Here is a 13,166-nt window from a genome sequence, read left to right as displayed (position 1 = left end):
GAGATGACAGACATCGACTGGGACGAGCTGCGTGCCGTCGCGACCGACGCCATGACCCGGGCGTACGTGCCCTACTCGAAGTTCCCCGTGGGGGCGGCCGCCCTCGTGACGGATGGCCGGATCGTCGCGGGGTGCAACACCGAGAACGCGTCGTACGGCGTCGGGCTGTGCGCGGAGTGCGGCCTCATCTCGAATCTCGCCATGACCGGCGGCGGGCAGCTCGTCGCGTTCGTGTGCGTGGATCGCGAGGGCCGCACCCTCATGCCGTGCGGACGCTGCCGGCAGCTGCTGTTCGAGCACGCCCTGCCGGGCATGCTGCTCGAGACCGTGTCGGGCATCCGCAGCATCGAAGAGGTGCTGCCCGACGCGTTCGGACCCCGAGACCTGGAGGAGCGATGAGCCCCGAGCCGTTCGACGCGGTCGACGTCATCCGCGCCAAGCGCGACGGCGGCGCGGTCCCCGAGGACGCGCTGCGCTGGATGGTCGACGCCTACACGCGCGGGTACGTCTCCGACGCGCAGATGTCGGCGTTCACGATGGCCGTGCTGCTGAACGGCATGGAGCGGGACGAGATCCGCGTCATGACGGACGCGATGATCGCGTCGGGGGAGCGGATGTCGTTCGCGTCGCTCGACAAGCCGACTGCCGACAAGCACTCCACGGGCGGCGTGGGCGACAAGATCACGCTGCCCCTCGCCCCGCTCGTGGCGGCCTTCGGCGTCGCCGTGCCGCAGCTCTCCGGGCGGGGGCTCGGCCACACGGGCGGCACGCTCGACAAGCTCGAGTCGATTCCCGGCTGGCGCGCCGCCCTCTCGAACGAGGAGATGCTCGCCCAGCTCGCCGACGTCGGCGCCGTGATCTGCGCCGCGGGCACCGGTCTCGCCCCCGCCGACAAGAAGCTCTACGCGCTGCGCGATGTCACCGGCACGGTCGAGGCCATCCCGCTCATCGCGTCGAGCATCATGTCGAAGAAGATCGCAGAGGGCACCGACTCGCTCGTGCTCGACGTGAAGTTCGGCACGGGCGCCTTCATGAAGGACCCCGCGCGCGCACGCGAGCTCGCCGAGACGATGGTCGCGCTCGGCACGGACTCCGGCGTGAAGACCACGGCGCTCCTCACCGACATGAACACCCCGCTCGGGCTTGCGATCGGCAATGCGAACGAGGTGCGCGAGTCGGTCGAGGTGCTCGCGGGCGGCGGCCCCGCCGACGTCGTCGAGCTCACCGTCGCGCTCGCCCGCGAGATGCTCGCGCTCGCCGGACAGCCCGACGCCGACGTCGAGGCGGCGCTCGCGGACGGCCGCGCGATGGACACCTGGCGCCGCATGATCCGCGCGCAGGACGGCGACCCCGATGCGCCCCTGCCCGTCGCGCGCGAGACGCACACCGTGACGGCGAGCCGCTCCGGCGTCGTCACCCGGATGGACGCCTACGACTTCGGGATCGCCGCGTGGCGGCTCGGAGCAGGGCGCGCGCGGGCCGAGGACGCGGTCGTCCACGCGGCCGGCATCGACCTGCTCGTGAAGCCTGGCGACGCGGTCGCCGAGGGCCAGGCGCTCTTCACGCTCTCGGCGGATGACGGCGCGCGCTTCGACAGGGCGCTGGACGCTCTCGACGGCGCGTACGAGATCGGGGATACTGCTCCCGAGACCGCGCCTCTCGTGCGCGAGCGCATCACCGCCTGACCGACCGACGACATCCGGACCGCGGCCATCCCGCATCCGTCCGCACCGCACGACCCTGGAGGCCGACATGGCGAAGGACAAGACCGCTGAGCCCCGCGTGCAGGGCGTCGCGCTGCGCAGCCTGCCCAAGGTCTCGCTGCACGACCACCTCGACGGCGGCCTGCGGCCGGAGACCATCCTCGAGCTCGCGGAGGGGACGGATGTCGCGCTGCCGGCGTCGGACGCCGCAGCGCTGCAGGAGTGGTTCGCCGAGCGCGCGGACTCCGGCTCGCTCGTCGAGTACCTGAAGACCTTCGAGATCACCGTGGGCGTCATGCAGACGCGCGAGGCGCTCACCCGCGTCGCGCGCGAGTTCGTCGAGGACCTCGCGGCCGACGGCGTCGTGTACGGCGAGGTGCGCTGGGCGCCCGAGCAGCACCTCGACGGGGGCCTGACGCTCGAGGAGGCCGTCGAGGCCGTGCAGGATGGCATCGAGCAGGGCGAGGACATCGTCGAGGACAGCGGGCGGAGCATCCGCGTGGGCCAGATCCTCTCCGCGATGCGCCAGGGCGACCGCGTGCAGGAGGTCGCCGAGCTCGCTGTCGCGTTCCGCCAGGACGGGGTCGTGGCGTTCGACATCGCCGGTCCCGAGAACGGCTTCCCGCCCTCGCAGCACCGTGCGGCGTTCGACTACCTCGCCGGCGAGTTCTTCCCGGTCACCGTGCACGCGGGCGAGGCCGCCGGGGTCGCGTCGATCCGGTCGGCCCTCCTCGACGGGCGCGCGCTGCGGCTCGGGCACGGCGTCGCGATCGCCCGGGACCTCGAGGTCGTCTCGCGCGAGGGCGAGGAGGTGCTCGTGCAGTTCGGCGACCTGGCGCGCTGGGTGCGGGATCGGGAGATCCCGCTCGAGCTGTCGCCCTCGTCGAACCTGCAGACGGGCGCCGTGGCCCACTGGGGGAGCCAGATCGAGGACCATCCGTTCGACCTGCTCTACCAGCTCGGCTTCTGCGTGACGGTCAACACCGACAACCGCCTCATGAGCCGCACGTCGCTCACGCGCGAGCTGGCCATCCTGCAGGCGGCCTTCGGCTACGACCTCGACGACATCGAGCAGTTCCAGCTCAACGCCGCGGCCGCGTCGTTCCTGCCGGTCGAGCAGCGCGAGGAGCTCATCGACCTCATCTCCGAGGGCTTCGCGCGGTAGGCGCCGCCCCTGGGGCATGTCTCACCCGCCGCGGGATAGCCGACGGGTATCCCGCGGCGAGTGAGACATGCTGAGCAGGGCGGGGCCTATGCGGCCTGGTGCTCCGCGACGGCCGAGCGGATGGCGGGGAACAGCGGATGGGCGGGCTCGAGACCCGTGACCTGCTGGGTGAACGCGTCGGCGTCGAGCTCGCCGAGGAGCGCCTGCAGCTGCACGGCCTGCTCGTCGCCCTCGTCGGAGAACGCGAGGGCCGCCGAGATCGCCGCGACGAGGGCGCTCGTCGACAGGCCGCGCTCGGCAGCCTCGGCGGCAGGGCCCACGAAGCGCTCGTGGCGCGACAGCTTGCGCAGCGGCTGTCGTCCCACGCGCTGGACGGTGTCGGGCAGCGCCGGATTGCGGAACCGCTCGAGGATCGTCGCGCGGTAGGTCGCGAGCTCGTCGGCGGGGAACCCGTGCTTCGCGGCGAGCAGCGCCGACGTCTCCTCGAGAGCCGCCTCGACCGAGGCCGCGACGGCCGGGTCGGCCAGCGCCTCGGCGATCCGCTCGAAGCCTGCGCGGGCGCCGTGGTACGCGGTCGCCGCGTGCCCCGTGTTCACCGTGAAGAGCTTCCGCTCGATGTACGGCGCGAGGTCGTCGACGAAGTGCGCCCCGGGGATGCTCGGCAGGTCGCCGTCGAACGGGCCGCGCTCGATCGCCCACTCGAAGAACGGCTCGACCGTGACGTCGATGCCGCCGTCGGCCGGCTGGCCGGGGACGATCCGGTCGACGGCCGTGTTCGCGAACACGGCGCGACCCTCGAGGGCGTCCCACGTGCCGCCGGCGAGCTCGACGATCTCCGCGCGGAGCTGGTCGGTCGCTCCGATCGCGTTCTCGCACGCCATGACCTGCAGCGGGGGAGCGTCGGGGTCGCGCAGCGCGATCCCGGCGAGGATGTGCGGAGCGATGAACCTCAGGATCGTCGGCCCGACGGCGGTCGTGACGACGTTGGCCGTCGCGACCTCGTCGGCCACCGCCTGCGGGTCCTCTGCGCTGTTCACCGCGCGGAACCCCGTGACCTCCCGGTCGACGCCGCCCGCGCCGACCTCGTGGACCGTGTACGCGTCGGCGGCAGCCAGCGCGTCGACGAGGGGAGCGGCGACGTCGGAGAAGACGACCTCGTACCCTCCCTCGTGCAGCAGCAGGCCGACGAAGCCGCGGCCGATGTTCCCTGCGCCGAAGTGGACGGCCTTCATCAGTCCTCCTGGTTGACGCTCTGGAAGAGCTCGAAGAGCTCCTCGGGGGTCGCGGCGGCCTTGAGGCGCGCGATCTGCGACTCGTCGCTGAACAGCTCGGCGACGTTCGACAGGATCTTCAGGTGCTCGTCGCCCTTGCCGGCGATGCCGACGACGAACGTCACCGCGTCGCCGTCCCAGTCGACCCCGCCGTCGTAGCGGACAACCGAGAGCGCCGACCCGAGGATGGCGTCCTTCGCCTCGTTCGTGCCGTGCGGGATGGCCAGCTCGTTGCCCATGAAGGTCGACACGGTCTGCTCTCGGGCCAGCATCGCGTCGAAGTACGCGCCGGTGACGGCACCTGCGCTCGCGAGGATATCGGCGGCCTCCTGGAGCGCCTCCTCCCGCGTCGCGGAGCCGGCGTGGATGCGGACGCTGCCGCGCGTGAGCACCGCGTCGTCGGCGGGGCGCGACGTGCCGCTGCCGATCGGGCCGGTCGTCGTGGGCACGGCACGCGCCTCGCGACGCGTCGCGGGCACGGCGGGCGCGTCGGCCTCCGCGGGGGCCGCCCCGCCCGATGCCTGCTCGCGCAGGAGCTCCACGACCTCGTCGTAGCGCGGCGAGTTCATGAAGTTGTCCACGGAGACGTGCACAGCGCTCTGCTCCCGCTGGCGGGCGCGGTCGGTCAGCTGCGCCTGCGTGATCACGAGGTCCGCCGTGCCGTCGAGCGACGCGATGGCCTTGTTCGTGACCGTGACGCCCTCGATGCCCGCCTGCTTGATCTTGTTGCGCAGGACGCTCGCTCCCATCGCCGACGACCCCATGCCGGCGTCGCACGCGAAGATGACCTTCTCGATCGGCCGGGTCGCGACGGCCGTGCCGCCGGCGAGGCCGCCCAGCACGCCGGACTTCTTGCCCTTGTTCGCCTCGGTGCGCGCGACGGCGTCGGCGAATCCGTCTGCGCCCGCCGCTTCGGCGGCGAGGTCGCGCTTGCGGCTCGCGCGCAGGATGACGGCGGCGATGAGGAACGTGACGGCAGCAGACAGCACGACCGCGAGGATGACCCCGAGGTAGCTGTCGCGCGCGGTCTGGATGAGGACGGCGATGATCGAGCCCGGCGCCGCAGGGGCCACGAGGCCCGAGCGGAAGAGCACGTTGGTCGCCACGCCCGTCATGCCGCCGCCGATCACCGCGAGGATGAGGGTCGGCTTCATGAGCACGTACGGGAAGTACACCTCGTGGATGCCGCCGAAGAAATGGATGATCGCGGCACCGGGAGCGGAGGCGCGAGCCGCGCCGACGCCGAAGAAGGCGAAGGCGAGGAGCAGGCCGAGGCCCACGCCGGGGTTCGCCTCGAGGAGGAAGAGGATCGACTTGCCGTCCTCCGTCGCCTGCGCGAGGCCCAGCGGCGTGAGCACGCCGTGGTTGATCGCGTTGTTGAGGAAGAACACCTTGGCCGGCTCGATGAGGATGCTCGTGAGCGGCAGCAGGTTGTTGTCGACGAGCCATCCCACGGCCCCGCCGAGGATGTTCATGAGGAAGTTCACGACCGGCGCGAGCACGTAGAACGCGAAGATCGCCGCGACGAAGCCGAAGATGCCGGCCGAGAACATGTTGACGAGCATCTCGAAGCCGGCCTTGACGCGGCCCTCCCAGAGCGCGTCGAGCTTCTTCATGATCCACGCGGCGAGGGGGCCCATGATCATCGCGCCGATGAACATGTGGATCGTCGGGATGGGGCTCTCGCCCGCGGGGAGGTCCGCGTTCTGCAGGCCGATGAGCCAGTCCGAGCCGGCGATCGCGCCGAACGTCGCGATCGCCGCGACGACCGCGCCGCGCGTGTCGTAGATCATCCGACCGCCCTGTGCGGCGATGAGGATCGGCAGGAGGTAGTGGATCATCGGCCCGACGATCGAGTTGAGCGCCTCGTTGGGCGTCCACCCGACCTCGATGAAGAACGCGGTGAAGAGGCCCCACGCGATGAGCGCGGGGATGTTGGGCATGATCATGCCGGAGAGGAAGGTGCCGACCTTCTGCACTCCGACGCGAAGCGATCCGGGCGTCTTCGCCGCGGTGCGGGTGTCACTCATGGGTATCGGGCTTTCTGCTGTGGGGGATCTCAGGAGGAGACGGCGGCTCGGGCGGCTTCGCGCGCCGCCTCCGCGCTGCTCGCCGAGAGCGCGGCCTGCGCGATGCGCTGCGCGTCCTCGAGGGTGTGCTTCAGGAGCTCGGCGCGCACGTCGACGAGTGCGGGCGGGGACATCGACAGCGTCGTGGCGCCCAGGGCGACGAGGACGACCGCGAGGAGCGGGTCGGCCGCGGCCTGACCGCAGATGCCGACCGGCTTGCCGTGCTTCGCGCCGGCCCGGCCGATCTCGGCGATGAGGCGCAGCACGGCGGGGTGCCACGGGTCCTGGTACGACGACACCGTGCCGAGCATGCGGTCGGCCGCCATCGTGTACTGCACGAGGTCGTTCGTGCCCACCGAGCCGAAGTCGGTGACCTCGTACACCGCGTCCGCGAGGAGCGCGACCGACGGCACCTCGACCATGACGCCGGCCGTCTTGATGCCGTGCTCGCGCGCGATGCGCGTGAAGTACTCGGCCTCCTCGACCGTCGCCACCATGGGCGCCATGACCCAGAGATCGGCGTCGGTCGCCGCGTCGGCGTTCGCGAGCGCCGTGAGCTGGTCGCGGAGGACCTCCTCGTGGTGGCGCAGCGCGCGCAGACCGCGTCGGCCGAGCGCGGGGTTCTCCTCGCCCTCGTCGGTGAGGAACTTCAGCGGCTTGTCCGCACCCGCGTCGAGCGCGCGCACCACGACCTTCCTGCCGGGGAAGGCCTCGAGGAGCTTCGTGTACGACGCCGTCTGCGATTCGACGCTGGGCGCCTCGTCGGAGCTGAGGAACAGGAACTCGGTGCGGAAGAGCCCCACGCCCTCGGCGCCCAGCGCGACGGCCTCGGCCGCGCCATCCGGGTTGCCGAGGTTCGCGAGCAGCGGCACGGCCGTGCCGTCCGCGAGCGCACCGGGGGTGATCGGCGCGCTCGCCGCGGCGCGCCGCGCCTCCGCGCGCTCGGCCGCCGCCGCGCGCTGCTCGTCGGTCGGGTCGATCGTGACGACGCCGGCCGCCGCGTCGACGATCGCGACGGCGCCGTCGACGAGCGCATCGCTCTCGCCGGTCCCGACGATCGCCACGATGCCCTTGTCACCCGCGAGGATCGCCGTGTGCGACGTCGGGCCGCCCTCCGTGGTCACGACCGCGAGGACCTTCTCGAGGTCGAGCAGGGCCGTGTCGGCCGGGGCGAGGTCGGGCGCGACGAGGACGAACGGATGGCCGGGGTCGGGCACGCCGGGAGCGGAGACACCGCGCAGGTGCGCGATGACGCGCTGCGCGACGTCGGCGAGGTCGGCGGCGCGCTCGCCGAGGTAGCCGCCCATCGCCTGGAGGGTCTCGGCGAACTCCGCGAAGGCCGCGTGCACGGCCCACTCGCCCGTGCTGCCCGCGTCGATGCGCGCGTGGACGCCCTCCTCGAGGGTCGGGTCCTCGGCCATCATGGCCTGGGCCTCGAGCACGTCGCGGGCCGCGCCGCCGGCGCGCTCGCCGCGGGCGTTGAGCTCCGCGGCGACGGCCGCGACCGCCGCGGCGACCGCGGCCTTCTCCTCGTCGGGGCTCTTCGCGCTCTTCTCGTCGCGCGGCGGCTCGAGGCGCGATGCCATGCGGGCGATCGGCCCCTGCGCGACGCCCTGGCCGATCCCGACGCCGCGGAGCTCGAGCATCACTCGGCGTCCGTGTCGGTCTCGAGCTGAGCCGTGAGCTGGTCGAGCACGGCCTCGGCGCCGTCGCCCTCGACCGTGAGGGTGACCTCGTCGCCCGTGTTGGCCCCGAGCGAGATGACACCGAGGATGCTCGCGGCGTTGACGGGCTTGCCGTCGCCCTTCGCGATCGTGACGGCGAGCCCCGAGTTCTTGGCGGCCTCGGCGAAGAGCTTGGCGGGGCGCGCGTGCAGTCCGTGCGACGATGCGATCTTCACGGTGCGGGTGACAGCGGACATGGGTGCTCCTTGCGGTTCATTCGGATGCGGGCGCATCCGGGGCGGCGGCGGCCCGCACGAGCGCGAGCACGCGCGTGCCGTCGGTGTCGGTGAAGACGTCGTCCGGCAGCGGCACGACGGCGACCCCGCGCGGCGACGCCGCCCCGCGGATCGCGTCGAGCGATGTCGTGAGGTGCGGCCCCACGAGCACGATGTCCGCCGCGTCGAGATCGACCGGCAGCGACACCTGCGTGCCCGCGAAGGCCGACCAGGAGAGCCCGGCGGCGCGCGCAGCGCGGTTCACACGATGCGCGACGAACGTGCTCGATGCCCCTGCACCGCACACAACCAGGATCCTCATCGACGCCTCCTGATCCTCATCCTCCCGAGGCGCGCTCGGCAGGACAACCACTCTTTCTTCCGCCCGGGCGGAAAGCGCGGGCGGCCCCACACGCCGCAGCGCGCCCGGGGCGTGCGCCCGCGCCCAGCGCGACGTGATTGACTGTCGGAGGAGGAGGTGCGCGTGTCGAGACAGCGTCAGGATCGTCTCGTCGCGATCCTCCTCAGGGACGGCGGATGGATGACGGCCGCGGCGCTCGCCGACCTCCTCGGCGTCACGCCGCGCAGCGTGCGCTCGTACGTGACCGCCGTGAACGCGCGCGTGCCCGACCATCCGGTCATCGCCTCTGGCCCCGCGGGGTATCGCGCGCACCCCACGGGCGCCGCGCTCCTGCGCGAGCGCGACCAGCCCCCGCAGAGCGCGCCGCGCGACCGCCTGCACCGGCTCATCCATGCGCTCATCGATGCGGACGACGGCCTCGACGTGTACGAGACCGCCGACGCGTTCCACGTGAGCGAGGCGACGCTCGAGTCCGACCTCGCGCGCGTGCGCGCTCTCGTCCGCGAAGGCGGCGAGCTCTCCCTCGACCGCAGCGGGCCGCGCATCGCGCTCGTCGGCACCGAGCTCGCGCGCCGCCGCCTGCTGTCGTCGCTCGCGCACGACGAGATGGAGGACGGCGCGTTCGACGTGGAGGCGCTCCGCCGGGTCGCGGGATCGACCTCGGTTCCCGCCGAGGCGTTCGGGCGGTTCAAGTCCGCCCTCGCGGCCGAGCTCGGCGACCTCGGCTACTTCGTGAACGAGTTCGCCGTCGCCGACGTCACGCTGCACGTGTCGATCGCCGTCGATCGCGCGAGCCAGGGCCGCGCGCTCGAGACGGTGCACGGCACGCCGCCCGCCGAGCAGGAGCGCCTGGCCGAGGTGGTCGGGCGCCTCGCGGAGGCGGCCCTCGGGGTGACCCTCGGGCGCGGCGATCGCATGCACCTCGCCTCGCTCCTCCTCACGCGCGTCGTCGTGCCCGGAGCCGGCGCCGTGGGCACCGCGGGCGTCGACCCGGTCGTGGACGCCGCCGTCCGCGCGGCGGTCGCCCGGGTGTCGAACGAGTACCTCGTCGCGCTCGGCCGCGACGAGTTCGTCGAGCGGCTCGCGCTGCACGTGCAGAACCTCGCGCACCGCGCCCGCGAGCAGGCGTGGTCGCGCAACCCGCTCACCCGATCGCTCAAGACGACGTACCCGATGATCTTCGAGGTCGCCGTCTCGATCGCGGGGGAGCTGTCCGAACGGCTCGGCATGTCGATCCGCGACGACGAGATCGCGTACATCGCGATGCACGTCGGCGGCGAGCTCGAGCGCGAGCGGCGCGCCGAGACCCGCCTCACCGCGACGATCGTGTGCCCGGGCTACTACGAGCTGCACGAGCTCCTCCGCTCGAGCATCACCCGCTCCCTCGGGCAGGCGGTCGAGGTCACCGAGGTCGTCACGCGCGTCGACCCCGACTGGAAGGCGATCGACACCGACCTCGTGCTGACGACGATCGAGCCGCCCACGCCGTCCGAGAGCACGGTCCGCATCCGCCCGTTCCTCACCGACGGCGACGTCGAGCGCGTCATGCAGGCCGCCGCCCGGATCCGCCGGGGCCGCCGCCTGTCGCGGCTGCGCGCCGAGCTCGAGCGCTACTTCGACGCCGGCGCCTTCGTCCGAGGCCTCGACGACGCCCTCGGCGAGGAGGGGATCATCCGCGCCCTCGGCGCGCTGCTCGTCGAGCGCGGGGTGATCGACGACGCCTACGTCGAGGGCGCGATCGAGCGCGAGCGGATGTCGTCGACCGCGTTCACCGACGCCCTCGCGGTTCCGCATGCGCTGCGGATGACGGCATCGCGCACGGCCATCGCGATCGGGATCGCCGACCCGTCGGTCGCATGGGGAGACGGGCGCGTGCAGGTGGTCGCCCTCGCCGCGTTCAGCGAGAGCGACCGCGAGGCGTTCCAGACGGTGTTCGAGCAGTTCGTCGAGGTGTTCGGCGAGCGTGAGAACGTGCAGCGGATCATCCGCCGCGGCACCGACTTCACCGGCTTCCTCGACGAGCTCGTCGCGATCATCGGCCAGTAATACTCTGCGAGCTCCGGGAGCCGCCGCCGGACGTTGAGCGAGCGCAGCGAGTCGAAACGCAGCGAGACGAAACGCCGTGAGCCGCCTCCGGGCGGCTCAGCCCAGGTCGAGCGCCTCCCGCACCGCTGCGTCGAGCGCGGACAGGCGGGCAGCGGCGTCCTCGGGGGAGTCGCCGCGCACGTCGAGGTACGCCTTGAGCTTCGGCTCCGTCCCGCTCGGGCGCACGATGACGCGCGAGCCGTCGTCGAGCGTGTAGCGCAGGATGTCGCCCGACGGGCCGCCGTGCGCGGGGTGCAGGAGGTCCTCCGCGCGCGTCACGGCGCGCTCGCCGAACGCGCTGGGCGGCGACTGGCGGAGCGCATCCATGATCCGGCCGATGATCGAGATGTCGTCGACGCGGATCGAGACCTGGCCGCTCGCGAAGTGGCCGATCTCCGCGGCCAGCTCGTCGAGCATCCCGGAGATCGTCGTCCCGCGGCCTCGCGCCTCTGCCGCGAGGCCGAGGACGGCGACGGCCGCCGAGATGCCGTCCTTGTCGCGCACGGTCTCGGGGTTCACGAGGTAGCCCAGGGCCTCCTCGAAGCCGAACACGATGCCCGGGGCGCGCGAGATCCACTTGAACCCGGTCAGCGTCGTGTGGAAGTCCAGTCCGTGCCGCTCGGCGATCGCTCCGAGCGCCGGCGACGACACGAGCGAGCAGGCGAGCGACGCCCCCGGCGTGCCCTCGGCGGCGCGTGCGGCCCGTGCACCCAGCAGCATCCCGATCTCGTTGCCGGTCAGGCGCCGCCATCCGTCGGGGCCCGGCACGCCGACCGCGAGCCGATCGGCGTCGGGGTCGTTCGCGAGGACGAACTCAGCGTCGTGCGCGGCTGCCGTCGCGAAGGCGAGGTCCATCGCGCCCGGCTCCTCGGGGTTCGGGAACGCGACGGTCGGGAAGGCCGCGTCGGGCGCGATCTGCTCCGCGACGACGGCCGGGGCCGGATACCCGGCGCGCGCCAGGATGCGCTCGAGCGTCTCCCACCCGACGCCGTGCATCGCCGTGTAGGCCCAGCGCATCCCGGCGGCCGATGCGGGGGCCGGCGCGACCGCGGCGGTCGCGGCGACGTAGGCCTCGACGACCTCCTCGTCGGCGAGCTCGTACGCGTCGGAGCGCGGCAGGTCGGGAACGCGGACCTCGTCGGCGACGCGCTGGATGTGCGCGGCGATCTCGCGGTCGGCGGGCGAGACGATCTGCGCGCCCTCATCGGCCCCGCCGAGATAGACCTTGTACCCGTTGTCGTCGGGCGGGTTGTGGCTCGCGGTGACCATGACGCCCGCGTCGGCGCCGAGGTGGCGCACCGCGAACGCGAGGACGGGCGTCGGCAGAAGGCGGGGGAGGAGGATGGCGGTCAGCCCGGCCCCCGCGAAGATCTCCGCCGAGTCGCGCGCGAACACGTCGGAGTTGCGGCGCCCGTCGTACCCGATGACGACGCGGGGCCGCGCGCCGTCCGCTGCGCGCTCGGACAGGTACGCCGCGAAGCCGGCGGCCGCCTGCGCCACGAGCACGCGGTTCATCCGCATGGGGCCCGCCCCGAGCTCTCCGCGCAGGCCGGCCGTGCCGAACGCGAGGCGCCCCGCGAAGCGGGAGGCGAGGTCTGCCGAGGCCGCGGCATCACCGCCCTCCGCGCGCGCGATGAGCCCGGACAGCTCCTCGCGGGTGACCGGGTCCGGGTCCTGCGCGAGCCAGTCGCGCGCGTGCGACAGGACGTCCATCAGAGCTTCCCCACGACCTCGGCGAGCAGAGCCGAGATCCGGCCCTCGGCCATCCGCCCCGCCTCGATGACCTCCTCGTGGCTGAGCGGATCGGGCGAGATCCCCGCGGCGAGGTTGGTGATGAGGGAGAACCCGAGGATCTCCATGCCGGCCTGGCGCGCGGCAATGGCCTCGAGGGCGGTCGACATGCCGACGATGTCGCCGCCGATCGCCTTCGCCATCTGCACCTCGGCGGGCGTCTCGTAGTGAGGGCCCCGGAACTGGCAGTAGACGCCGCTGTCGAGCGTCGGGTCGACCGAGAGCGCGATGTCGCGCAGGCGCGTGGCGTACAGGTCGGTGAGGTCGATGAACGTCGCGCCCTCGAGCGGCGAGTCGGCCGTGAGGTTGATGTGGTCGCTGATGAGCACGGGCTGGCCCGCGCTCCAGGTCTCCTTGATGCCGCCCGCGCCGTTGGTGAGCACCATGACCTTCGCACCCGTCGCCGCGGCGGTGCGGACGCTGTGCACGACCCGGCGGACGCCGTGCCCTTCGTAGTAGTGCGTGCGCGCGCCGATCACGAGCACGTGCCTGCCCGCGGGCGTGCGGACGCTGCGGAGGGTTCCGACATGCCCCTCGAGCGCGGGGCGCGAGAAGCCCGTGACCTCCGTCGCCGGGATGGTCGCGACGGTCTCGCCGATGAGCTCGGCGGCCTTGCCCCAGCCGCTGCCGAGGGTCACCGCGACGTCGTGTCGCTCGACCCCCGTGAGCCGCGCGATGTCGGCCGCGGCGGCCTGGGCGACCTCGAACGGGTCGGCGGGCGGATCGAGCGGATGTGCGCCTTCCAGAGTCATGGCATGAGCATAACGACCGGTCTCCGGCCG

Annotated in this window: 11 protein-coding genes; 4 read left to right on the top strand and 7 right to left on the bottom strand. The window is 72.8% G+C overall.

Going from position 1 to position 13,166, the window contains the following annotated elements; translation table 11 throughout:
* Positions 1–3: 3 nt before the first annotated feature.
* The 3 genes from M1D56_RS11595 (at position 4) to M1D56_RS11585 (ending at position 2,868) form a co-directional block, all read left to right on the top strand.
* Positions 4–399: a cytidine deaminase gene (locus tag M1D56_RS11595; RefSeq protein WP_271173859.1), complete on the top strand. Its 396-nt coding sequence runs from the start codon at positions 4–6 to the stop codon at positions 397–399.
* Positions 396–1,685: a thymidine phosphorylase gene (locus tag M1D56_RS11590; RefSeq protein WP_324014230.1), complete on the top strand. Its 1,290-nt coding sequence runs from the start codon at positions 396–398 to the stop codon at positions 1,683–1,685. Before M1D56_RS11595 ends, M1D56_RS11590 begins: the two co-directional genes overlap by 4 nt.
* 67 nt (positions 1,686–1,752) lie before the next feature.
* The gene (locus tag M1D56_RS11585) at positions 1,753–2,868 is read left to right on the top strand and encodes an adenosine deaminase (protein WP_456283656.1); all 1,116 of its coding nucleotides are present in this window, start codon (positions 1,753–1,755) and stop codon (positions 2,866–2,868) included.
* Between the two features lie 86 nt (positions 2,869–2,954).
* Here the strand turns inward: M1D56_RS11585 and M1D56_RS11580 are convergent, their stop codons facing one another.
* The 5 genes from M1D56_RS11580 to M1D56_RS11560 are packed head-to-tail and all read right to left on the bottom strand — an operon-like array spanning position 2,955 to position 8,469.
* Positions 2,955–4,100, bottom strand: coding sequence for a mannitol-1-phosphate 5-dehydrogenase (locus M1D56_RS11580; RefSeq protein WP_456283655.1), 1,146 nt, complete (start codon positions 4,098–4,100; stop codon positions 2,955–2,957).
* Positions 4,100–6,169: a PTS mannitol transporter subunit IICBA gene (locus M1D56_RS11575; protein ID WP_456283654.1), complete on the bottom strand. Its 2,070-nt coding sequence runs from the start codon at positions 6,167–6,169 to the stop codon at positions 4,100–4,102. The genes M1D56_RS11580 and M1D56_RS11575 overlap by 1 nt, the downstream gene beginning before the upstream one ends.
* Positions 6,170–6,198: 29 nt before the next feature.
* Positions 6,199–7,854: a phosphoenolpyruvate--protein phosphotransferase gene (gene ptsP / locus M1D56_RS11570; RefSeq protein WP_456283653.1), complete on the bottom strand. Its 1,656-nt coding sequence runs from the start codon at positions 7,852–7,854 to the stop codon at positions 6,199–6,201.
* A complete protein-coding gene (locus tag M1D56_RS11565; protein WP_271173853.1) occupies positions 7,854–8,129 on the bottom strand; it encodes an HPr family phosphocarrier protein in 276 nt (91 codons plus the stop codon). Before M1D56_RS11565 ends, ptsP begins: the two co-directional genes overlap by 1 nt.
* A 16-nt stretch (positions 8,130–8,145) precedes the next feature.
* On the bottom strand, positions 8,146–8,469 hold the full coding sequence (locus M1D56_RS11560; RefSeq protein ID WP_271173852.1) for a PTS sugar transporter subunit IIB: 324 nt from the start codon (positions 8,467–8,469) through the stop codon (positions 8,146–8,148).
* Between the two features lie 162 nt (positions 8,470–8,631).
* On the opposite strand from M1D56_RS11560, the gene M1D56_RS11555 reads away from it, so the two are divergent.
* Positions 8,632–10,554, top strand: coding sequence for a BglG family transcription antiterminator (locus M1D56_RS11555; RefSeq protein ID WP_324014235.1), 1,923 nt, complete (start codon positions 8,632–8,634; stop codon positions 10,552–10,554).
* Positions 10,555–10,650: 96 nt separating this feature from the next.
* Here the strand turns inward: M1D56_RS11555 and M1D56_RS11550 are convergent, their stop codons facing one another.
* Positions 10,651–12,306, bottom strand: coding sequence for a phospho-sugar mutase (locus M1D56_RS11550; RefSeq protein WP_456283652.1), 1,656 nt, complete (start codon positions 12,304–12,306; stop codon positions 10,651–10,653).
* Positions 12,306–13,136 carry a purine-nucleoside phosphorylase gene (locus tag M1D56_RS11545; protein ID WP_271173849.1) on the bottom strand — a complete coding sequence of 277 codons (831 nt, stop codon included), beginning with the start codon at positions 13,134–13,136 and terminating at the stop codon, positions 12,306–12,308. The genes M1D56_RS11550 and M1D56_RS11545 overlap by 1 nt, the downstream gene beginning before the upstream one ends.
* Positions 13,137–13,166: the final 30 nt, after the last annotated feature.

The sequence above is a fragment of the Microbacterium sp. JZ101 genome (assembly GCF_053903175.1).
Note: the sequence above shows the minus strand (reverse complement) of the source record. Positions and strands in the feature narration are given on the sequence as shown.

Excerpts from the sequence above, each read along its gene's own strand:
- M1D56_RS11580 (WP_456283655.1), bottom strand. The coding sequence starts at position 4,100 with ATGAAGGCCGTCCACTTCGGCGCAGGGAACATCGGCCGCGGCTTCGTC.
- M1D56_RS11565 (WP_271173853.1), bottom strand. The coding sequence starts at position 8,129 with ATGTCCGCTGTCACCCGCACCGTGAAGATCGCATCGTCGCACGGACTG.
- M1D56_RS11590 (WP_324014230.1), top strand. The coding sequence starts at position 396 with ATGAGCCCCGAGCCGTTCGACGCGGTCGACGTCATCCGCGCCAAGCGC.
- M1D56_RS11595 (WP_271173859.1), top strand. The coding sequence starts at position 4 with ATGACAGACATCGACTGGGACGAGCTGCGTGCCGTCGCGACCGACGCC.
- M1D56_RS11575 (WP_456283654.1), bottom strand. The coding sequence starts at position 6,169 with ATGAGTGACACCCGCACCGCGGCGAAGACGCCCGGATCGCTTCGCGTC.
- M1D56_RS11585 (WP_456283656.1), top strand. The coding sequence starts at position 1,753 with ATGGCGAAGGACAAGACCGCTGAGCCCCGCGTGCAGGGCGTCGCGCTG.
- M1D56_RS11545 (WP_271173849.1), bottom strand. The coding sequence starts at position 13,136 with ATGACTCTGGAAGGCGCACATCCGCTCGATCCGCCCGCCGACCCGTTC.
- M1D56_RS11560 (WP_271173852.1), bottom strand. The coding sequence starts at position 8,469 with ATGAGGATCCTGGTTGTGTGCGGTGCAGGGGCATCGAGCACGTTCGTC.
- M1D56_RS11550 (WP_456283652.1), bottom strand. The coding sequence starts at position 12,306 with ATGGACGTCCTGTCGCACGCGCGCGACTGGCTCGCGCAGGACCCGGAC.
- ptsP (WP_456283653.1), bottom strand. The coding sequence starts at position 7,854 with ATGCTCGAGCTCCGCGGCGTCGGGATCGGCCAGGGCGTCGCGCAGGGG.